Origin of the sequence: Sphingomonas changnyeongensis (assembly GCF_009913435.1) — a bacterium.
Lineage (GTDB): Bacteria > Pseudomonadota > Alphaproteobacteria > Sphingomonadales > Sphingomonadaceae > Sphingomonas_B > Sphingomonas_B changnyeongensis.
Window position 1 is genome coordinate 459880 of sequence record NZ_CP047895.1, and the last position, 20460, is coordinate 480339.

Genomic DNA, 20460 nt, shown 5'->3' on the forward strand with positions numbered 1-20460 from the left:
GAGACGACAGGTTATGGCAACGAGCACCACCACGATCGAGGATACGGGCCTTGTCCTGACCCCGCCGGACCCGGTGCCCGTCGTCGCGCCGGAAAAGGCCGCCGGGCTGGTGCCGATCGAGGACAAGCAGAAGACCGAGCTTGATGCCCGGGTCGACCAGTTCGTTGCCGAGCTGATCGCGCAGGACGTCAATTCGCCCGAATTCGGCAAGCGCGTCGATTCGATCACCGCGCTCGGCCAGAAGGAAATCCGCGCCGCCGCCGGGGAGAGCAACCGCTTCCTCGACCGGCCGGTGCGCGCGATGGACCAGGAATCGGGCGTGGGCGCGGATCTGGCCCAGCTGCGGCGCACGATCGAGGATCTCGATCCGTCAACGCGCGGCGATCTGTTCACGAAGAAGAAGCTGTTCGGCATCATCCCGTTCGGCAACAAGCTGCGCGACTATTTCGACAGCTACACCTCGGCGCAGAGCCATATCGCCGCGATCCTCGCCCGGCTGGCCAAGGGCAAGGACGAGCTGCTGATGGACAATGCCGCCATCGCGGTCGAGCGGCAGAAGCTGTGGGCGGCGATGGGCCGGCTCGAGCAGATGATCCACATGTCGAAGACGCTCGACCAGAAGCTGGAGGACAAGGCCGCCGAGCTGGACGCGACCGATCCGACCAAGGCCAAGGCGATCCGCGAGACCGCGCTGTTCTATGTCCGCCAGCGCACGCAGGACCTGCTGACCCAGATGGCGGTGACCGTGCAGGGCTATCTGGCGCTCGATCTGGTCAAGAAGAACAATGTCGAGCTGATCAAGGGCGTCGACCGCGCATCGACGACGACGGTGTCGGCGCTGCGCACGGCGGTCACGGTCGCGCAGGCGCTGACCAACCAGAAGCTGGTCCTTGAACAGATCACCGCGCTCAACACGACGACCGCCAACATCATCGATTCGACGGGCAAGCTCCTGAAGACGCAGACCGCGCAGATCCATGAACAGGCGGCATCGTCGACCATCCCGCTCGAAGTGCTCAGCCGCGCGTTCCAGAACATCTATGACACGATGGATTCGATCGACACCTTCAAGCTGAAGGCGCTCGATTCGATGAAGACGACGGTCAATGCGCTGTCGAACGAGGTCGAGAAGTCGCGCGGCTATATCGCCCGCGCCGAGGGGGCCGAACAGGCCCAGGCCTCGCCGTTCCAGGCGCTGGAGGGCTGATGGCGGGCAGCGACGAGATCCTGTCCGCCGCCCAGGCGCTGCTTGCCCGCACCTCGCCCGAAGGCCGCGCGCGCGCGCGCCGGCGCTGGGAACGGCGCAAGCAGCGCTTCGTGGCGATGGCGCGGCGCATGTTCCTGGCGACGCTCGCGATCCTGATCGGCGCGATCGCCTGGGGCAGCCTGATCGCACCGCTCGGCTTTGGCGGGGTGATGGCGGTCGCGCTCGGCCTGATCCTCGCCTGGGTCGGGGTGATCCTGTTTTCCGCCGAACCCGCCGCCCGGGCCGAGGAACTGCCCCAGGTCGCGCTCGCCGCGCTGCCCCAGCGCACCGAAGCCTGGCTGGACGCGCAGCGCCCGGCGCTGCCCGCGCCCGCCCACCGGCTGATCGACCAGATCGGCGTGCGCCTCGAAGGGCTGGCCCCCAGCCTTGCCGGGCTGGACGAGCGCGAGCCTGCCGCCGCCGAGGTCCGCCGCCTGATCGGCGAGGAGCTGCCCGAACTGGTCAAGGGCTATCAGCGCGTCCCCGCCCCGCTGCGCCGCCAGGGACCGGACGCCCAGCTGGTCGAGGGGCTGCGCCTTGTCGAGACCGAGATCGGCCGGATGACCGAACAGCTGGCGAGCGGCGATCTGGACAAGCTCGCCACCCAGGGAAAATATCTGGAACTCAAATATCGCGGCGACCCGACCGCTGACTGACCGGCAGCGCGTGACCGGCGGCGCTTGACCGGCAAAGAATGACTGGCGGGAACCCCGCCAGTCCCCTGCTCACGACTCGGGAAAGCCGACAAACACCGCCGCCTCGGCGACCGACTTGCGCTCCGACACCACGGCGTTGGCCGGAAAATCATGGTCGGGCCAGCCGAGCGCGATGCTCTTCATGATCACCTGATCCTCGGGGATGCCGGCATGGGCGCGCACCACAGGCGACTGCATGATGCCCTGGCTGTTGATGACCGCGCCCAGCCCGCGCGACCAGGCGGCGTTGACGATGCCGTTCGCCACCGCCCCGCAATCGAACGGCGTGTCGTCGCTGCCGTCAAGGTCGCGATCATAGGTGATGATGATGCACACCGGCGCATCGAACTGGCGAAAGCCGCGCAGCACCCAGTCCTGCCGCCGCGCCTGATCCTCGCGGGCAATGCCCATGGCGGCGAACAATTGCTTGGCGACGCCGACCTGCCGGTCGCGGTGCTTGCCGGCAAAGGGCCGACCGGTGCGAAACTCGCGGCTTTCGGGCACGCCCGCCAGCATGCGTTCGGTGTTGCCGGCGCGGATGCGGTCGAGCACCTCGCCGCCGATCACGTGGAAGTTCCAGGGCTGGCTGTTCATCGACGAGGGCGCGCGCATCGCCAGCGTCAGGATTTCCTCGATCAGCGCGCGCGGCACCGGATCGGGGCGATAGCCCCGGATGCTGCGCCGGCCGAGCACCACTGCGTCATAATCCATTCCGCGTCCCTCCCTTTTTCCCCCGGCTAGAACGGCGGAGCGGCCTGCGCAATCGCCAGGGAGAGCGGGGGCGGGGGCGGGGGTGGGCAGATTGACCCAGGTCATTGCGCCGGGGGCGGCGCGTTCCTAGCTAGGCGGGCATGACGATTGCCCGCCGCGACCTGCTCAAGGCTGCCCTGATCGGCGGCGGCACGCTGGCCACCCCTGCGCTTGCCACCTCCGCGCTGGCCACCTCAGCGTTGGCTCCCCCCGGCAGCGGCGTGCTGCGCGGGGGCAGCGATCCGCTGCTCGCCGCCGCGCGGGCGGCGCTCGCCCGGCACGGCCATCTGGCTGCTGACCGCAACCGGATCGGCGTCGTCGATTTCGCGCTGCCGTCGCGCACGCCGCGCTTCTTCCTGATCGATTTCGCCGCCGGGCGCGCGTCCAGCCATCTGGTCGCCCATGGCCGGGGATCGGACCCCGCGCATCGCGGCTGGCTGGAGGTGTTTTCCAACCGCCCCGGCTCCGCCGCGACATCTGAGGGCGTCTATCTGACCGGTGCCGAATATCAGGGCCAGCATGGCCGCTCCCGCCGGCTGACCGGGCTCGACCCCACCAACGACATGGCCGAGGCGCGGGCGATCGTCATCCATTCGGCCTGGTATGTCGGGCCGGACATGGTCGCCCAGCATGGCAAGCTTGGCCGCAGCGAGGGGTGTCTCGCGTTCAGCAGCGCCGATCTGGCGGAAGTGATGGCGCGGCTCGGCCCCGGCCATCTGATCGTCGCCGGGCGTTTTTCCGGCTGAGCGGCCGGGGGCTTCCGGTTTTTTGTCGCGCGCCTCACGGCGCGGGGGGCGGAGTTGTTTGCGGTGCGGCTTACGCCGCACGGGCGGCACCGGCCCTCACCCCACCCGGCCTCCCATCGACAGGATATGCTATGGGAGGCCGGGTGGGGGTGAGGGCCGGTGCCGTTCTTCCCACTCAACAAGCGCCCGGTGCCGTTCTTCCCAGCTAACCACTCCCAGTGCGCCGGCAGCGCTCCGAACAATATTTGACCTGATCCCAGTCGCGCGCCCATTTCTTGCGCCACGCGAACGGGCGCTGGCACACCGGGCACATTTTTTCGGGCAGATGGGGTTTCTTATGCATGACCGGCTGGCTCCTGCCCCGGCGGTCGGGGCGACGCGCGCCCGATCAGAATGCCTGGATGCCCCGCGAGGATTCGAACCTCGATAGACGGAGTCAGAGTCCGTAGTCTTACCATTAGACGACGGGGCAATGGCGAGGCGGCGAAATAGGAGGGCCGCGCCGGTCTGTCAACGCCCGGCGCGCCACCTCCGCATTTGCCCGGGGTGGGGTTCGGGGCCGGGCCTCAGCCCGCGACCCCGTCATCCTTCAGCAAGCCGAGCGTGCGCAGCCGCTGATTGAGATAGCCCTGCGCCGAAATCGGCTCGGGATAGCGATTCGGCCGGTCCGGCGTGATGCAGCCGGGCAGCGTCTCGATGACGAAATCCGGGGCCGGGTGCAGGAAGAAGGGCATCGAATAACGCGGCACGCCCCGCCGTTCGGGCGGCGGATTGACGACCCGGTGGGTGGTCGAGGGCAGCACATGGTTGGTCAGCCGCTGCAGCATGTCGCCGACATTGACGACCAGCGCCCCTTCGGGCGGGTCGATGGCCAGCCACTGGCCGTCGCGGTCGAGCAGCTGCAGCCCGGCTTCCTCGGCGCCAAGCAGCAGCGTGATCAGGTTGATATCCTCATGCGCGCCGGCGCGGACGCCCGGCGCCTCGGGCGACACCGGCGGGTAATGCAGCAGCCTCATCACGCTGTTGCCGTCGGCGACCGCGGGCACGAACCAGTCATCGGCAAGCCCCAGATGGCGGGCGATCGCCGCCAGCAGCCGCGCCCCCGCCCGGTCGAACTGGGCGAACAGCGCCTGGAACACATCCCGGAACGCGGGCAGCTCTTCGGGCCAGAGGTTGGCGGGCATATCGGCGGCAAAGCGGTGACCGGCCGGCAGGTCGCGCCCGACATGCCAGAACTCCTTCAGGTCGGTTTCGGTCGCGCCCTTGGCGGTTTCGATGCCGAACGGCGTGTAGCCGCGCTGACCGGCCATGCCGGCAATGTGGTAGCGGTCCTTGACCGCCGCCGGCAGCGCGAAAAACTCCCGGGTCAGCGCCCAGGCCCGGTCGATCAGCGCCGCGTCGATGCCATGGTCGCACACGACCGCGAAGCCGAAACGTTCGAAGGAACCGCCCAGCCGGGCGGCAAAGCCCGCCGGGTCCTGGTCCTGTTCGGCCAGCGACAGCGGCGGGATCGTGCTTGTGTCTGTATCGATCATGCGACCTTCCTAAGCGGCAAAGCCGGGCTTTGAATATCCGTTTTTGCCCCGACCCGCGTTTTTGCCGCCCCGGCTTTTTCAGCGCGCCCCCTTTCGCGCCCGCCCCTGCCGGGCCATGGCGGACGCCGTGCCCCGCCCGAATCCCCCCGCTCCGCCTGCCCGGCCGCAATCTCCATCCCGCCTGCGCCAGCCGGGCTTTGGCGAGTTCGTCACGCTGATCGCCGCGCTGATGGCGATGACGGCGCTGGCGATCGATTCGATGCTGCCGGCCCTGCCCGCGATCGGCACCGATCTGGGCGTCGGTGCGGCCAATGACCGGCAATGGGTGGTCTCGGCCTTCGTGCTCGGCATGGGGCTGGGCCAGATCGTCCATGGCCCGCTGTCCGACCGGTTCGGCCGCCGGCCGGTGCTGCTGGGCAGCCTTGCGCTCGGCCTGATCTGCAATCTGGTGGCGGCGAGCGCGGGCGGCTTTGCGCTGCTCGTCGCCGCGCGCGCGGCCAGCGGGCTGGTGACCGCCTCGTCGCGCGTGCTTGCGGTGTCGATCGTGCGCGACCGGTTTGCGGGGGCGGAAATGGCGCGGGTGATGAGCCTGGCGACGATCGTCTTCCTCGCCGCGCCGATCCTCGCGCCCAGCATCGGCCAGCTGATCCTGCTGGTCGCCCCCTGGCGCGCGATCTTCGCCGTGCTGGCGGCCGCCGGGCTGGCGGTGATGGTGTGGGCGGCGATCCGCCTGCCCGAAACCCTGCCGCGCGACCGCCGGGTGCCGTTCAGCCTCGCCGCGCTCGGCCGGGGATTTGCGGCGGTGATCGGCAACCGGATCGCCATCGGCTACACACTCGCCGGCACGCTGCTGCTCGGTGCGCTTTACGGCTATATCCTGTCGGTCCAGCAGATTTTCGAGACGATTTTCCACGCCCCCGCGCTGTTCCCGGCGGTGTTTGCCGCGAGCGCCGCGGCAATGGGGGTCGCCGCCTATCTGAATTCGCGGATCGTGACCCGGCTTGGCCCGCGCCATGTGTCGCACCGGGCGCTTGCCGCCTATGTCGTGCTCGCGCTCGTCCACCTTGGGATCAGCCTGGCGGGCTGGGAAACGCTGCTGAGCTTTGCCGTGCTGCAGGCGGCGGCGCTTGCCTGTTTCGGGCTGGCCACGGCCAACATGACCGCGATCGCGATGGAGCCGATGGGGCGGATCGCCGGCATGGCCTCCAGCGTTCAGGGGCTGATCCAGATCCTCGCCGGGGCGGGCATCGGCATCATGATCGGCCAGGCATTTGACGGCACGACCCGGCCGCTTTTTGCTGGCGCGGTGATCGCGGGTGTGGCCGCGCTCGCCATCATCGCCATGGTCGAGCGCGGCCGGCTGTTCCATCCCGCCTGACCGGGGACGCGGCCGCGCCCCTGACCTGACAGACGGATCAGCGCCTGAGCGGCGCGCAGCGGCGCTTGCCGCCGCGGTCGATCTCGCGCCCGAGCAGCGCACCGCCCGCCGCACCCACCACGGTGCCCAGCGTCCGGTCGCGCCCGCCATCGACCGCACGGCCGATAAGCGCGCCCGCCGCGCCGCCGATGATCAGCCCGGTGGTGCCGTTGGGGCGGCGGCAATAAATCCGCCCGTCGCGGCCCCGCCATTCGCGAGCCTGCGCCTCGGCGCTGTCGAGGGGCAGGACCGCCGCCGGCACGGCCAGCATCGCGGCACCGAGGGAAAGGGTCAGGACACGCATGTTCAACTCCTGATGTTGCACTCAAAGATCATATCGCCCTGTAACCGGGCATGGGGCGATCATCGCAGCCCATGGCTGAACGCGCGGCAACGGACCTGACAGGGATGACCGGTTCTGCCCGCAACACCCGTCCCCGCTGCCCGGTTCCCCGCAACCCTGTCTCGTTTCGGCGCAAAGCGGCGGCACGCCCGTGTTAACCCCGCATTTGCTTGGAACGCGCTAGTTTGCACGGCAGACAGGCCTTCAGGCCCGGGCCGGACCGACGTGTCCGGCCGCCGGGCAATGTTGAACAGGGGTGCGAAGATGCGGATCGTGACGGGGATCGCAGCAAAGGGGTTGGGCCTCGCGGCCGCGATGCTGATCGGTGCGGCCGCACAGGCCGCGACGTTCATCACCACCGTGCGCGGCATCGTGACGGAAGAGTTCGTCACGCCGCTGACCCGGCCGGGCGCGACCAGCCCGATCCGCGTCGGCGACGAGATCGTGGCGACGTTCCGCTACACGCTGCCGACGGGTTCGAGCGCGGGGCAGACGGTTGCCATGTTCAATGGCAATCAGGCGACCTTCCGGCTCGCCGGCATCAGCTGGACCTCGGACGCCGATCAGCTGGGCGCGCTCGCCCCGCCCCGGCTGACGACCGGCGCGGATCCGCTCAGCGACTATTTCTCGACGATGGAAAATGCCGGGGGCGACCTGCGCATCCGGCGCAACAGCTTCACCATCAGCCATTTCGGCTATGATCTTTACGAAGGCCCCGGCTTTCGCGGGACGTTCGATCCGGCAACCGCGATCACCAGCGAGATCGAGATGGGCAATCTGAGCGTCACCAACCTCGCCGCCGTGCCCGAACTGGCGATGTGGGCGCAGCTGATCGCCGGCTTCGGGGCGATCGGCATCGCCGTCCGCCAGCGCCGCTCGCGCCGCGTGAAGTGGCAGGGGCTGGTCGCCCGGCTGAGCGGGCGCGTCCGCGAGGGCTGACGCCCGCCCGGTAAAGCTGCACTGCCACCGGAGATCGCACCGAATCGGCGCAAGCCCGGCTTCGCATCGGGCTAGCTGCCCCCTAATCTTGCCCCCACGACGACAGCCGGTTGCCGGGGAGGACATGCGATGCTCGCCATGGGGCGGATCAGCCATCTCAACCTGCCGGTGCGCGATTTCGACGAATCGCTCGATTTCTATGTCCGGCGGCTGGGGCTTGGCTATGTCCGCCATCTGCGGCCGGGCAAGGTGATCCTCGACTGGGCGGGCTTTGCCTTTTTCATCGAAGCGGCGCCCGACATGGCGGCGCATCCGCGCTTCCATTTCGGGATTGAAACAACGACGGACGGGGTGCGCGACTGGGAAGCGCGGCTCGCCAGCGCCGGCATTCCCCAGGTGGTGGGGCCGCAGCCCACGGGCCTGCCCGAAACCTATGTGACGCCCGACGGCCTCCGCACCGTGCTCTATTTCGCCGATCCGACCGGCCATATCATCGAGGTCTATTCGCATATCGGCGTCGATACCGGCCATGTCGATCCGCACTGGGCGGCGCTGTCGGGCGGGGGCGGGGTCTGACCCGGCCCGGCCCGCCCCCGGTCAGGCGGGCAGCGTGCCGATCATGACGGCAGGCGCGGGACGGTCGATGGTCGCGCACCCGGCGGCGCAGAGCATCGCCGCCACCTCGCCCGCGCGGTAAGGGCGCCCGGCACGGGTTTCGACCATCAGCACCAGCGCGAACAGCGCCCCGCCGGCAGAACTCGTCCCGTCATCGTCGAGGAAATTGTCGCGGATCGCGATCCGCCCGCCCGGCTCCAGCGCAGCCGCCACCCGGCCGATCAGCGCCGCCGCCGCCTCGGGCGGCTCGCCGTGCAGGACGTTGCTGATGAGCGCCAGATCATAAGGCCCGCCCAGCGGGTCGTGGTGGAAATCGCCAGGCAGAAAGGCGATGCGCGCGGCGGCGGGATCGCCGGCAAGCGTGTCGCGCGCGACGGCGATGGCGGCGGGCAGATCGAACAGCACGGCATCAAGCGCCGGATTGGCCGCGCACAGGCCCAGCGCATAGCTGCCCGCACCGCCGCCGACATCGATCAGCCGCCGCGACCGCGCCGGATCGATCGCCGCCACCGCGCCGGGGACGTGGAACAGCATCGCCCGTTCATGCGCGGCGTGGAGCAGCACCGCCAGCCGGCCGGGATCGTCGAACAGGCTGCCGGTGCGGGGCGGCTGGCCGGTGCGCAGGATCGTCGTCAGCTCGCCCCAGGCTGCCCAGTCCGCTCCGTGCAGGCGCAGCCATGAGCCGATATGATAAGGCCCGGCGCGGTCGAGAAAGGCGGCAGCGACCGGCCGGTTGACATAGGCGTCACCGTGCCGGGCGACATAGCCCATCTCGTCAAGCGCGGCGAGCAGCCGGGCAAGCGCCGGGGCATCGCAGCCGATTGCCTGGGCAAGCGTTGCCGCCGGTGCCGGGCCGTGGCGGCCGAGCGCGGTGAACAGGTCAAGCTCCGCCGCGCTGATCAGCGCGCGCGACCGCCAGATATCGGCATCGGCGAGCAGCCGGTCGAGCGCCGCCCCCAGATCGTCGGGATCGTCCGGCGGGGCCGGTGCCGCCTCAGTCGTCATAGGCGTGGCGCGCGCGCGGATCGGCGGTCAGATACTGGACCAGTTCGATCTCATGGCCCGCCGGATCGCGCAGATAGGCGCGCAGCCGCGACGGATGCGGCGGCTTCAGCGTCACCTGCGCCCCCTCGGCCCGCGCCCGGTCGATCACCGCCGCCAGATCGAGGACGACGACGCCGATATGCGTCTGGCGCAGCGCCAGGTCCGGGCCATAGTCGGCCCCGTCATAGGGCGAACGAAAGGCGAGATAGCTCTGATCGTCGCCGATATGGACCCAGTCATAGCTGCGGTCGGCGGCGCGTTCATGCCCGCGCCCGCGCAGCCGCCAGTCGAACAGCCGCGTGTAGAAGCCGATCAGCGCATCCAGATCGGGCGCGACATATTGCACATGTTCCAGATAGGCGGTCATGGCCGCTGTCCGGTCACAAGGCTTTTGTGCGCGCCGAGCCTGATCGTCCGCGCGCCCGCCAATCCGGCCGCGGTGAGCAGCGCCTCGGCCTCGGCATCGGTTTCCAGATAGGCCCCTGGCCGCTGCACATGCAGGCGCAACGACAGCAAGGCCGCAGAGCCGGGCGTCACGCCATCCGCATCAAGCGCGAATTTGCCGATCGCGATGCGCCCGCCAGGGGCCAGCAGCGCGGCTGCACGCGCCAGGATCTGCGCCTTTTCGTCGCGCGCGAAATAGTGGAGCAGGTCGCTCAGCAGCACGAGGTCGAACCCCGGCACCAGCCCCGGCGCGGCGGCGGGATCGCGGGCATCGCCGACGACCGGATCGATCCGCGTCCAGAGCGGCCCGGGCGGCGGCGCGGCACGGTGGCGCGCGATCACCTCGTCCCGGTCGAGCAGCGTGACGCGCAGATCGGGCCAGCGGGCGCACAGCGCCTCGGCGAACAGGCCCGTGCCGCCGCCCAGATCGAGCGCGCGGCGCGGCCCTGGCACGCCCGGAGGCAGAGCGTCGGCCAGCGCCGCGACCAGCGCCGCCGCCTCGGCCTGATTGGCCTGGCCGACCGCCGCCAGATAATCGGGCAGGCCCGCCGCCTCCATGATCCGGGCGGCGCGCGGCCGTTCGCCCGGCGCGCGCAGCATGTCGGCCAGCTCCAGCCAGACGCGGTTTTCGGTGCGGAACGCGCGCAGCGCACCACGGATCGATCCGGGCGAGTCGCCGGCCAGCCGCTCCAGCCCGGCGGGAACGAGATAATCCGCGCCGTCGCGCGCCAGCAGGCCGATCGCGACCAACCCGTCGAGCAGCACGCGCGCAGCCACCGGGTCCATCCCCGCCGCCGCTGCGACCGTATCGGCCCGCGCGCCGGCGGGGCCGATCAGGGCGAACAGGTCGAGATCGAGCGCGGCCTGCATCACGCATGACAGGCGAAACGCGGTGGCAAGCGAGACCAGCTCGCCCCATGGCAGCGCCGCCGGATCGCCCGATACAGCCGTTACAGCTGCGGGCGCGGGCGATGGGCCGGATGCGGCGCGCGGCGCGGGGGACGCGGCGGGCGCCGGGGCATCGGCGACGATCACCGTCTTGATCCCGTCAAGATCGATCCGGCCGATCCGCGCGCAGCCCAGCGCGCGCAGCATGTCTTCAACCTCATCGTCGCTCTCCAGATAGCCATCGCCGGTCTTCAGCCGCATGCGCAGGGAAAACAGCGCCCCCGACGGCGGATCGGTGCGCATGCGATCAAGCGTGAATTTGACGACCGCGATCCGCCCACCTGGGGCCAGCGCCGCCACCCCACAGCCCAGGATCGCCCGCTTGTCGGCGGCCCCGAACAGCTCCAGCAGCTCATTGACGATCACCAGGTCATAGCGTGCGGGCAGGCGGGTGGTGCGCGCATCGCCGGTGATGCGGCCAAGCCGCGCCCCGACCCGCCGGGCGAGCGCGGCCGAGGGCGCAAAGCCCGATGCAAGATCGAGAATATCGACGCGCAGCCCCGGATCGCGGGCGAGCAGCGCGGCGGCCATGTCACCATCGCCGCCGCCCAGATCGAGGACCCGCGCCGGCGCGGCGCAGCCGCAGAGCCGGTCGACCAGCTGGCCGGCAAACGCACGGTTCATCGCCCGCAGCCCCGGACGGCCGGCAATGCGGCCGTCGAGCAATTCGCGGCGATAGCTGTCGGGGGCCGGTATCCGCGCGGTCAGGATTGCCGCGATATCGAGCCAGACCCGGTTCTCCGCGCGGTGGGCAGCCAGTTCGGCCCAATGCGCGGCCGGCACGGCCCCGGCCAGGTGACGGGCCAGCCGCCACCGGCCGTCCACCGGCTCGACCAGCCCCTGCCCCGCCAGCGCCCGCAGCAACAGGCGCAGCGCCTCCGGCCCGATCCCGGTCGCGTGGACGAGCACCGCGAGCGACCGCGGCCCAGCGGCCAGCGCCGCATCCAGCCCGGCATCGACCATCGCGAACACCAGCCCCGATAAAGCGTGCCGCCCGGCCAGATCGGCAAGCACCGCCCCCGGAACAGACCCCGCAACAGCCCGCGCCGCCACCCCCGCCGGCGCGGCTGCCGCCGCCGGGCCATCCGGCATGGCCGGCAGACGTTCGGGCTGCTGCGCAAGTAAATATCCGGCGGTTCGGGCCATGCGCCAATCCTATCGCGCTCCGGCCAACCGGTTGAACGGCAACTGACTCCGTTTTGGCGGCCATCCCGTTGACCGGCCGGACACCGGAAAACTAGCAATCACGGCGCGGCACAGTGACGAAACCCGCCGCTTCAAGGGAGGAGAACGGACATGATTCTCGATCTCGACAAATCATCCAAGGCGCTCAACAGCCTGAAAACCAGTGCCGGCGAAAAGAATCTTGACGGCCTGCACGCGGCGCTCAAGACATTCCGGGCCGGGCTGGGCACCGAACTCAACGATGCCGAGTTCCGCTATGTGATGCAGACGCTGTTCAACGAACAGGTCGTCACCGTCCCCGCCGAGGAAGCGCGCAAGGCCCCCCGCCCACTCTGCTCGGCCATGGCTTCACCATCCGCCAGGTCATCTGACGGCCAGCCGCAGCGGCGGCGAAACAGCCCCTTTCTGGACACGGATCCTTCCTGATGCAGACGTCCGCAAAGATCGGCTGTTTCGCCGTCGCCCCCGGCGAGGTTCATCTGCTGGCGGGGACGATGGGCGGGGAAATCCTGTCGGTCGCGATCGACGATTTCACCATATCGGACCGGCTGCGCCCGCATCTGGGCGCGATCGAGGCGGTCGCGGCCCATCCCCGGCTGCCCTTCTGGGCCGCGATGGGCATGGACCGCCAGGTCAGCCTGATCGAACGCGGCACCGACGGGCGGTTGCGGCTGGTCGACCGTTTCTCGTTCCGCGACACGCCGTGCCGCAACGATCCGGTGCCGGTGCCGCCCACCCAGTCGCTCAGCCAGGCGCTCACCTTCCACCCTTATGAACCAAGGCTCGCCGTCCGCTCGGGCGCGTCGGGCGTGCTGGAGATGGATTTCGCCGCCGGCCGGCTGGGCGTGCGCCACTGCACCCGCTTTCACGGCGATATCGATCTGGTCACGCTGCGCTATGTCGAGGACGGGGCGGCGCTGCTGAGCGCGGCGGGCGGCCATGCGGTGCTGTCGCGCGACGGGGTCGAGCTCAAATCCTGGACGCTCGGCGATTTCAACCTGCACTGGTTCGAGCCGCTGGGCGACGAGGAATATCTGGTCGCCTGCGACGAGCTGTATGTGATCCGTCTCGATCTGAAAGGGCGGCGGCCGCCGCTGCGCGGCCACCGGCTGACGCGCGACGATCTGGAACATGTGACGTTCAACCCGGTGTCCGGGCGCGCCTTTGCCGCGGGCTTTGACGGGCAGGTCTATGAAATCGATCCGGCGACCGGCGACTGGCGCGGCCATGCATGGCGCGCGCCCTACAAGATGCGCTGGATCAGGACGCTCGAACGCGCGCCCGACACGCTGATCGCGCACTGTTTCAACGGCGGGCTCTACAAGGTCGATCTTGCGACCGGCGCAACGGCTGCGGTGCTGAAGGACACGCCCGACACGGTGTGGTCGAGCGTGCGGCACGGCGATTCGTTGTGGTTCGCCGGCGAAGGGTCGGGCGTGCGGCGGATGACGCTCGGCCCGGCGGATCCGGTGACCGGCGCGGTGCCGCTCGTCCCCGACCGGCTATGCGCCAAGCCGCCCGGGCACGGGGCGAGCTTTGCCAAGCGCATCGCCATGGCCACCGGCCCGGACGGGCAGCCCGAGCTGCTGCTCGCCCAGAAAAACGGCGCGCTGCTCGCCCTGCCGGCCCCGGGGACGCCGAATGCGCGGGCGCGGACGGTGATGACGCTGGACGAGGAGCTGCGCGACCTGGCGGTGATGCCCGGCGGCGATCAGGCGCTGGTCTGCACCGAGGCGGGCCGGGTCTACCGGATCGACACGCATCAGGGGACGATCGAGGCCGCCTATGCCAATGCGCTGCGCGAGCCGATCTGGTCGCTCGCGCATCATCCGGGGCTGGGCCTGGTCGCCTTTGCCGAGCGGCGCGGCGAGCTGGTGATCGCCGAGGCCGACACGCTCAGCCCGGTGATGCGCTGGGGCCGGACGTCGCGCCCGAAACGGATGAAATGGTGCGGCGACCGGCTGATCCATGTCCAGACCGGCGAGCTGTTGCGGTTCGATCCGCGCACCGGCCGGTCCGATCCCTATGTCGGCGAATGCGGCAATACGATCGAGGATTTCATCTGGGACGCCGCCCAGCGCTATCTGGTGCTGGTCAATTACCGGACCGAGCTGGTGCTGTGCGATTTTGCAACCGGGGCCAAGCTGTCGGTCGTCCCCGATCAGGCGGATTTTTCGAAGGGGCTGGCCTGGCTCGACCGGCCCGGCGATCCCGCCGCCTATCCGCTCGAGTTCATCACCTATGGGCGCAGCGGCACCGCCCACCGTTTCCGCATCCACAATGAACGGCTGCTGGCGCTTGGCCCGGTCGCGCCCGCATTGCTGAGGGACATGCCATGATCCGCACCGCCATCATCGCCGGCAGCCAGCGGCCCAACGCCCAGTCGGGCAAGGTCGCGGCGTTCATCGCGCAGGCAGCCGCCGCGCGCGGCATGGCGGCCGAGACGATCAGCCTTGAACACCAGCCGCTGCCGCTGTGGACCGACGATCCCGTCGCCCTGCCCGCGCAGGATGCGGCCTGGGCACCGCTGCGCGCGACGATCGAGGCCGCCGATGCGCTGGTGCTGGTGACGCCCGAATGGAACGGCATGGTGCCGCCCGCGCTCAAGAACTTTTTCCTCTATTGCACCGGCCATGAACTGGCCGACCGGCCGGCGATGATCGTTGCCGTGTCGTCGGGCAATGGCGGCTCCGCGCCTGCGGCCGAGCTGCGGATGAGCAGCACGCGCGACACCCAGATCTGCTACACCCCCGAACAGGTGATCGTCCGCCGCGTGACCGAGGTGCTGAACGGCGCGGAGCCGGCGTCGGAGGACGATGCCTATATCCGCTTCCGCATCGATTACGCGCTGGCGGTGCTCGGCGAATATGCGCTGGCACTGCGCGCCGTCCGGGCGAGCGGGGTCAGGCGGTTCGACATCCTGCCTTACGGCATGTAGCCGGGCAGCGCCTGCGGCGGCCCGGTCATATCCTTGGCGGCCCGATCATATCCTCGGCGGAACGCGATAGGTGCGCCCGCCATAGCAGCTGGCGATGAACACCCCGGCGTCGTGATCGGCGACCAGCGACGACACGCCGAAGCGGCTGATCTGGCGGATGACCGGCCAGCGCCCGCTCCCCCAGTCATAAATGGCGATGCGGCCGTCATAGGATCCCGTGGCGATGGCGCGCGCGCCCGGCAGCACCGCCAGGCACTTGATCGAATGATCGTGCGGGGTCGCGACGATCTCGGCCACGCCGTCCCGCCACAGCCTGAGGGTCAGGTCGCGGCTGACGCTGGCGAAGCGCCCGTCGGGCAGCGCGGCGACGCCATTGGCGATTTTGTCATGCGCGCCGGCGATCAGGGCCAGCGGGGCGAGATCGGCGGTCGCATGCACCGCGGCCGCGCCGGTCGCGCAGACGCTGAACAGCTGCCCGCCCCCGGCTGCAAGCCCCTTGACCGCATTGTCGTGCAGCCGGGCCGTGCCCAGCAGAACCGGCCCGTCCGGCCCGGGGGCGAAGACCAGCCCCTCGCCCGTATAGGTGCCGATCACCAGCCGCGCATCTTCACCCGTTCCCCAGCTGGCCGCGCAGTTGAGAGGCGCGTGATGGCGGTGGAGAATCCGGCCGGTCAGCGCGTCGAACACCAGCCCCAGCTGGCCGCCGGTCACCAGCATCGCGCCCCAGGGGTGCAGGAAGTTGCACAGGCTGCCGAGCGCGCGCACCGGCACGCCGTCGCGGCGCACGACGCCGGCATCGCCGATCGCGAACACCGCGCCGTCCATCAGGCAACAGGCATTGAGGCCCGGCGTGTCGCCGATATGATCGGTGCGCCAGCGCCGCGCCGCCGCGTCATATTCGGCATAGGCGCTGCCGAACGATCCGAACACCAGCCGGTCGGGCCCGGCGAAACAGGCCGCGCGCAGCCAGACGACCGGCGGTGCCTCCGTCGTCTGTTCAGGACAGAGCCGGCCATCGCCGCCGACCGTCCACAGCCTGACCGTGCGGTCATAGCTGGCGCTCGCCAGCCGCCGGCCGGTCGGGTCGAGCGCCAGCCGCTTGATCCCCGCCGCATGGGCGGGCACCCGCTCCGCGCCGCCGGGGCCGATCACCAGGATCTCGCCCGCGTCATTGCCGGCAAAGATCCGGCCATCGGGGGCGATGGCGATGGTGTCGGTCTCGACCCCCGGCCGGTGGCAGGCGATTTCCGCGCCGCTGTCCGCCCGCCAGCGGCGGATCGTGCCATCGTCGCTCGACGAGGCCAGCTCGGTGCCGCCGGCCAGCCATTCGACCGACAGCACATCGACCTCATGCCCCTGAAGCGTGCGGAGCAGCGCGCCCGTGCGGTCGAACAGCCGGATCATCCGGTCGCGCGAAGCGGTGGCGACAAACCGCCCGCACCGGCTCCAGCTGGCCATTTCGACATCGTCGCGGTGGCCGGCGAGCACCGCGACCGGGGCAAGGTCGCCCGCCGACCAGATGCGCGCCAGATGGTCGCTGCTCGCGCTCACGATCAGCCTTTGGTCGGGGCTGAACCGGCACTGGTTGACCAGATGGTCGTGCCGGGCAACGTGCAGCGGGGCGCGGCGTTCAGCATCCCACAGGATCAGCCGGCTGTCATAGCCGGCGGTCGCGACATGGCCGCCGCCGTCCCAGTCGATGCCGCTGATCGGCGACCGGTGGGCGATGGCAGCGGCCGCGCTGACCGGCTGGGCGAGATCAATCACAGGCATGCCAGCCGGAACCCGCGATGGCGAAAGGGCGCCGCCGGATGCGGCCCGTGGCGGCGCGCGCCGCGCGCCAGATCGCCGCCCAGCGCGAAACAGCCGCCGCGCAGCACCCGGTAATGCCCGCCCGACAGGGCGGTCAGATCATCGTCGATCCAGCGCCCGCCGGGATAGGGGCATAAAGATCGGCAACCCATTCCTCGACATTGCCCGCCATGTCCCACACGCCGAACGGCGAGACACCGCCCGGATAGGCAGTGACCGGGGTGGTGGTGCCGATCCCCGCCTCGCGCGTGTTGCAGCGCGTGGCATCGAACCGGTCGCCATAGGGATAGATCAGCGCGTCCGGCCCGCGCGCCGCCCATTCCCATTGCGCCTCGCTCGGCACGGCAAAGCGCCGGCCGGTCATGGCCGATGCCCAGGCTGCGAAATCATCGGCATCTATCGCCTCGACCCCCCAGACCGGGTGATCGCCCGGCGCGCCGATGCGGATCGATTCGGGGGCCGGCCGGCCGGTCGCGGCAAGGAAGGGCAGATACTGGTCGTTGGTGACCGGGAAACGGCCGATGGCAAAGGGCGCGATACGCACGCTGTGGCGCGGATATTCCTTGGCAATCCAGTCGCCAAAGGCGGCGCGGTAGCGCGGATCGACCAGCCGGTCGCGCCAGTCGGCGATGCAGGCGGCCATTTCCGCCATGGTCGATCCGATCGGCGCATCGCCGCCCGGAATCGCCACCATGTCGAACACCGCGTCGCGGGCAGGGTCCGGGCGGGCGGGGTCCGGAGCGCGAGCAGGGCCAGCGGGACTGGCCGCGCGGACAGCGGCGATGGGCGGTGCGGTCATTCTCCCCCCTGTCAGGCTCTGGTCGCGCCGCCCGGCCGGCGACGCGGGGAACGCGGGGCGGGCCGGCCGGGCAAGCGGGAGCAGACTGGGCGAAGCGCGCCCATGCGGCCAGCCGATCCCGGTCCGCTCTGACAGAGGATTGCCGCCTTTCACGGCCAAAGCGGAGGAAAATGCGTCTCCCGACGCCGGCCAAGATGCGCCGCGCAAGACGCCTTGAAACGAAGCTGTTCAGCGGGGGATTATGGTGCCCAGGGACGGGATCGAACCGCCGACACTGCGATTTTCAGTCGCATGCTCTACCAACTGAGCTACCTGGGCGCACAGCGGCGAACGCTGTGGAGGCGGCGCTATAGCGGCGGCTCCTCGCCTCTGTCCAGAGGATTTTCAGCCGGCGGGCCGGGCAGGCGATAGCCGTCGCCCAGCCAGTTGAGCAGGTCGCGGTCGCGGCACCCGCGCGAGCAGAACGGGGCATGGTCCGGCGCGGTCGGACGGGCGCAAAGCGGGCAGCGGTCAGCGGTCGGGTTCGGCATGTCCGCCCCAGATGGTCTGCGACGCATCGGCGCGCAAGCCGATGCGCGCGCCCAGCCGCCGGCTGAGTTCGTCGGTCCAGCCCGGCTCGGCGCCGATCAGGTCGATCACCGGCGGCGCGGCGACGAGCGTGAGCGGCCCGGGCGGCGGACGGCCATGTTCGACGCGGCGCAGCAGGGCGAGCGACGCCGTCCGCACCGGATCGGCCTGCACCAGTTCGGGGAGCGACGGGCGCAGGCGGCGGCGGATGATCTGCAGAAAGCCGAACCCGTTGACCGCGGTGCGTTCAAACGGCGCGGGCAGTGCCGAATCAAGCGCCTGCGCAGCCGCCTGGCGCGCCGCCTTGTCGGGCAGGGTCGGCAGATCAAGGCCGATCGATCCGCCAATGTCGAAGCGGCGGATCGCCGCCCCCGCCGCCGCCGCCCCGCGCCGGGCGAGGTCGGCGGGCGGCAGATCGCCGTCAATGTCGATCAGCGTCATCGCCGGGGTGACCGAGATGCGCAGCAGGCCGCCGACAAAGGGCACCAGCCCGGTCGCCGCCTGTTCGACCAGTTCGGACCAGCCGGCCTGTTCGAGCCGATCGGGTTCATGCGCGCGCAGCAGATGCGCCGGGCCGATCGCCGCGCAGAGCGACGGGCCGGGGCGGGATCGGGCGCAGGATCGGCCGCACATGCAACCGCCAGCGGCAGCTTGGGATTGCCGCGCTCGGGGATCGCCTCGCGCACGATCTCGACGACCAGGGCCGCCCCCTCGCTCAGCCCGGCGGGCACCGGCTGGAGCAGCGCCTCGCCGCCGTCAGCGGCACCGGTCAGCCGCACCAGCGCGCGGGTGCCGCGCCGTTCGATCAGCCGTGCAGGCGCGATGGTGCCCAGCCTCAGGCCCGGCCGCTCGATCCGCGCCTCGACGATCGCGTCGCCCTGGATCAGCGCGGCGCGCGCCTCGCCAATCCCCTGTTCAAAGACCCATTCACCCATCCAGCCGCCCGGCCGCGACCAGCAGCGCGCGGGTTTCAAACAGCGGCAGGCCGACGACGCCCGAATGGCTGCCGGCCAGATGGCGGACAAAGGCTTCGGCGGCGCCCTGCACCGCATAGCCGCCGGCCTTGCCCCGCCACTCGCCGCCGGCGAGATAGGCGGCGATCTCGCTGCCGGTCAGCCGCTTGAAACTGAGGATGCTGGTCGACAGCCGGTGCCGGGCGGTGCCGGCCCCGTCGATCAGCGTCACCGCGCTCAGCACGCGGTGGCGGCGGCCGGACAGCAGTTCGAGACAGTGGCGCGCCTCGGCCTCGGTCTCGGCCTTGGGCAGGATGCGCCGGCCGACCGCCACCACCGTATCGGCCCCGAGCACGAGCGCGCCTGGATGACGGGCGGCGACCAGCGCCGCCTTGGCCGCCGCAAGGCGCGCGGCATAGCGCGCCGGCAGCTCGCCAGCGAGCGGCGTTTCGTCGAGATCGGCGGGATCGACCGCATCGGGAACGACCCCGATGCGCGCCAGCAGGTCGAGACGGCGCGGGCTGGCCGAAGCGAGGATCAGCGGCGCGCGCGCAGCGGGCGCGGCGCTCACTTGAACCGGTAGGTGATCCGGCCCTTGGTCAGATCATAAGGCGTCAGTTCGACGAGCACCTCGTCGCCGACCAGCACGCGGATGCGGTTCTTGCGCATCTTGCCGGCGGTATGGCCGAGGATCTCATGATCATTTTCCAGGCGCACGCGGAACATCGCATTGGGCAGCAGTTCGACAACCTGCCCGCGCATCTCGAGAAGTTCTTCCTTAGCCAATGAGCAGCTTTCCTGGGTTTTGAGGGTGTTTGAAAATCGCGCCGCCATAGCGGAGCGGGGCCGAAAAGGCAAAGGCCGCCGGGGGGAAGGCATCCGTTCCCCGATCCGTCCGTCCCCAAGCCGGTTGACGCCGCGCCCGGCGCGGGGATGATGCGCGGCGACACAAGCCGGGAAAGGAAGGGGTGGATGCGCAGCTTTGCTGCAGGCGCGCTGGCGCTGATCATGGCGGGCGGTGCGGCCCTGCCGGGTGCGGCGACGGCGCAGGGTTTTGCCGTGCCGCCCGTGCAGATGGCCGAGCCCGGCGATGCCGGCCGGCGAATCGAAGCCGACGGGCTGATCGGCAACTGGTTTCCGCCCGCCGGGCCGGCAGTCGCAACGCCCGCCGCGCGCCGGCCGGCGATCCTGCTGCTCGGCGGGTCGGAAGGCGCGCTTTCGGCATCGGGCGTGCGCATGGCGCGGGCGCTAAGTGCGCTCGGTTACGGCGTGCTGCAGCTGTCCTATTTCCGCGCGCCCGGCCAGTCGGCCTCGCTGGAGCTGGTGCCGCTTGAGATGTTCGACCGCGCGCTTGGCTGGATCGGTCAGCAGCCCGGCATCGACCGCCGCCGCCTGGGCGTGATCGGTATCTCCAAGGGCGGCGAAGCGGCGCTGCTCATCGCCAGCCGCAACACAAGGCTGCGCGCGGTCATCGCGGCGGTGCC

General features: G+C 70.4%; 21 protein-coding genes, 2 tRNA genes and 2 pseudogenes. 10 read left to right on the plus strand and 15 right to left on the minus strand.

Annotated elements, in window-relative coordinates; translation table 11 throughout:
* Positions 1-13 precede the first annotated feature (13 nt).
* Positions 14-1207: a toxic anion resistance protein gene (locus GVO57_RS02295; protein ID WP_160591496.1), complete on the plus strand. Its 1194-nt coding sequence runs from the start codon at positions 14-16 to the stop codon at positions 1205-1207.
* Entirely contained in the window at positions 1207-1902 is a 696-nt protein-coding gene (locus tag GVO57_RS02300) for a hypothetical protein (RefSeq protein ID WP_160591498.1), read from the plus strand. Before GVO57_RS02295 ends, GVO57_RS02300 begins: the two co-directional genes overlap by 1 nt.
* Positions 1903-1971: 69 nt before the next feature.
* On the opposite strand, the gene GVO57_RS02305 is transcribed toward GVO57_RS02300, so the two are convergent.
* Complete coding sequence (locus GVO57_RS02305; RefSeq protein ID WP_160591500.1) at positions 1972-2652, minus strand: nitroreductase; 681 nt, start codon at positions 2650-2652, stop codon at positions 1972-1974.
* Between the two features lie 140 nt (positions 2653-2792).
* On the opposite strand from GVO57_RS02305, the gene GVO57_RS02310 reads away from it, so the two are divergent.
* Positions 2793-3437, plus strand: a complete 645-nt coding sequence (locus GVO57_RS02310; protein ID WP_160591502.1) for a murein L,D-transpeptidase catalytic domain family protein — start codon at positions 2793-2795, stop codon at positions 3435-3437.
* Between the two features lie 205 nt (positions 3438-3642).
* On the opposite strand, the gene GVO57_RS02315 is transcribed toward GVO57_RS02310, so the two are convergent.
* The 3 genes from GVO57_RS02315 to GVO57_RS02325 form a co-directional block, all read right to left on the minus strand.
* A complete protein-coding gene (locus tag GVO57_RS02315) occupies positions 3643-3780 on the minus strand; it encodes a DUF2256 domain-containing protein (protein WP_160591504.1) in 138 nt (45 codons plus the stop codon).
* A gap of 55 nt (positions 3781-3835) precedes the next feature.
* Positions 3836-3909: transfer RNA gene (locus GVO57_RS02320), tRNA-Gln, on the minus strand.
* Positions 3910-4003: 94 nt separating this feature from the next.
* Positions 4004-4972 carry an isopenicillin N synthase family dioxygenase gene (locus tag GVO57_RS02325; protein ID WP_160591506.1) on the minus strand — a complete coding sequence of 323 codons (969 nt, stop codon included), beginning with the start codon at positions 4970-4972 and terminating at the stop codon, positions 4004-4006.
* 127 nt (positions 4973-5099) lie between these two features.
* Here GVO57_RS02325 and GVO57_RS02330 point away from each other — a divergent pair, with 127 nt between their 5' ends.
* Positions 5100-6350 carry an MFS transporter gene (locus GVO57_RS02330; RefSeq protein ID WP_233281438.1) on the plus strand — a complete coding sequence of 417 codons (1251 nt, stop codon included), beginning with the start codon at positions 5100-5102 and terminating at the stop codon, positions 6348-6350.
* A 37-nt stretch (positions 6351-6387) separates the two neighbouring features.
* On the opposite strand, the gene GVO57_RS02335 is transcribed toward GVO57_RS02330, so the two are convergent.
* Positions 6388-6693, minus strand: coding sequence for a glycine zipper 2TM domain-containing protein (locus GVO57_RS02335; protein ID WP_160591510.1), 306 nt, complete (start codon positions 6691-6693; stop codon positions 6388-6390).
* Between the two features lie 303 nt (positions 6694-6996).
* On the opposite strand from GVO57_RS02335, the gene GVO57_RS02340 reads away from it, so the two are divergent.
* The gene (locus GVO57_RS02340; protein ID WP_160591512.1) at positions 6997-7671 is read left to right on the plus strand and encodes a hypothetical protein; all 675 of its coding nucleotides are present in this window, start codon (positions 6997-6999) and stop codon (positions 7669-7671) included.
* Positions 7672-7800: 129 nt separating this feature from the next.
* Positions 7801-8247, plus strand: a complete 447-nt coding sequence (locus GVO57_RS02345; RefSeq protein ID WP_160591514.1) for a VOC family protein — start codon at positions 7801-7803, stop codon at positions 8245-8247.
* A gap of 21 nt (positions 8248-8268) precedes the next feature.
* Here GVO57_RS02345 and GVO57_RS02350 read toward each other — a convergent pair whose 3' ends face one another.
* From GVO57_RS02350 to GVO57_RS02360, 3 genes are read right to left on the minus strand one after another with little or no spacing between them, the layout of a single operon-like run.
* Complete coding sequence (locus GVO57_RS02350; protein WP_160591516.1) at positions 8269-9291, minus strand: methyltransferase; 1023 nt, start codon at positions 9289-9291, stop codon at positions 8269-8271.
* Positions 9281-9697, minus strand: a complete 417-nt coding sequence (locus GVO57_RS02355; protein WP_160591518.1) for a VOC family protein — start codon at positions 9695-9697, stop codon at positions 9281-9283. The genes GVO57_RS02350 and GVO57_RS02355 overlap by 11 nt, the downstream gene beginning before the upstream one ends.
* The gene (locus GVO57_RS02360; protein WP_160591520.1) at positions 9694-11868 is read right to left on the minus strand and encodes a class I SAM-dependent methyltransferase; all 2175 of its coding nucleotides are present in this window, start codon (positions 11866-11868) and stop codon (positions 9694-9696) included. Before GVO57_RS02360 ends, GVO57_RS02355 begins: the two co-directional genes overlap by 4 nt.
* Before the next feature lie 150 nt (positions 11869-12018).
* On the opposite strand from GVO57_RS02360, the gene GVO57_RS02365 reads away from it, so the two are divergent.
* From GVO57_RS02365 to GVO57_RS02375, 3 genes are read left to right on the plus strand one after another with little or no spacing between them, the layout of a single operon-like run.
* Complete coding sequence (locus GVO57_RS02365; protein ID WP_160591522.1) at positions 12019-12333, plus strand: hypothetical protein; 315 nt, start codon at positions 12019-12021, stop codon at positions 12331-12333.
* Positions 12333-14246 (plus strand): WD40 repeat domain-containing protein, encoded by a 1914-nt coding sequence (locus tag GVO57_RS02370; protein ID WP_160591524.1) that lies wholly within the window; start codon positions 12333-12335, stop codon positions 14244-14246. Before GVO57_RS02365 ends, GVO57_RS02370 begins: the two co-directional genes overlap by 1 nt.
* On the plus strand, positions 14243-14845 hold the full coding sequence (locus GVO57_RS02375) for an NADPH-dependent FMN reductase (protein WP_160591526.1): 603 nt from the start codon (positions 14243-14245) through the stop codon (positions 14843-14845). The genes GVO57_RS02370 and GVO57_RS02375 overlap by 4 nt, the downstream gene beginning before the upstream one ends.
* Before the next feature lie 45 nt (positions 14846-14890).
* On the opposite strand, the gene GVO57_RS02380 is transcribed toward GVO57_RS02375, so the two are convergent.
* From GVO57_RS02380 to infA, 7 genes and pseudogenes are all read right to left on the minus strand, one after another.
* Entirely contained in the window at positions 14891-16618 is a 1728-nt protein-coding gene (locus GVO57_RS02380; RefSeq protein WP_160591528.1) for a WD40 repeat domain-containing protein, read from the minus strand.
* A gap of 133 nt (positions 16619-16751) precedes the next feature.
* Positions 16752-17456 (minus strand): formylglycine-generating enzyme family protein, encoded by a 705-nt coding sequence (locus GVO57_RS02385; RefSeq protein ID WP_160591530.1) that lies wholly within the window; start codon positions 17454-17456, stop codon positions 16752-16754.
* Between the two features lie 242 nt (positions 17457-17698).
* Positions 17699-17774: transfer RNA gene (locus tag GVO57_RS02390), tRNA-Phe, on the minus strand.
* Between the two features lie 29 nt (positions 17775-17803).
* The gene (gene yacG / locus GVO57_RS02395; protein WP_407695701.1) at positions 17804-18013 is read right to left on the minus strand and encodes a DNA gyrase inhibitor YacG; all 210 of its coding nucleotides are present in this window, start codon (positions 18011-18013) and stop codon (positions 17804-17806) included.
* A pseudogene (locus GVO57_RS02400) lies at positions 17967-18958 on the minus strand (ribonuclease). The gene yacG and the pseudogene GVO57_RS02400 overlap by 47 nt, the downstream one beginning before the upstream one ends.
* Positions 18951-19547, minus strand: a complete 597-nt coding sequence (locus GVO57_RS02405) for a Maf family protein (protein WP_201752674.1) — start codon at positions 19545-19547, stop codon at positions 18951-18953. The pseudogene GVO57_RS02400 and the gene GVO57_RS02405 overlap by 8 nt, the downstream one beginning before the upstream one ends.
* Entirely contained in the window at positions 19544-19762 is a 219-nt protein-coding gene (gene infA, locus GVO57_RS02410) for a translation initiation factor IF-1 (protein ID WP_003049127.1), read from the minus strand. The genes GVO57_RS02405 and infA overlap by 4 nt, the downstream gene beginning before the upstream one ends.
* A gap of 549 nt (positions 19763-20311) precedes the next feature.
* Here infA and GVO57_RS15555 point away from each other — a divergent pair.
* A pseudogene (locus GVO57_RS15555) lies at positions 20312-20413 on the plus strand (acyl-CoA thioester hydrolase/BAAT C-terminal domain-containing protein); the annotation flags it as partial.
* Positions 20414-20460 lie beyond the last annotated feature (47 nt).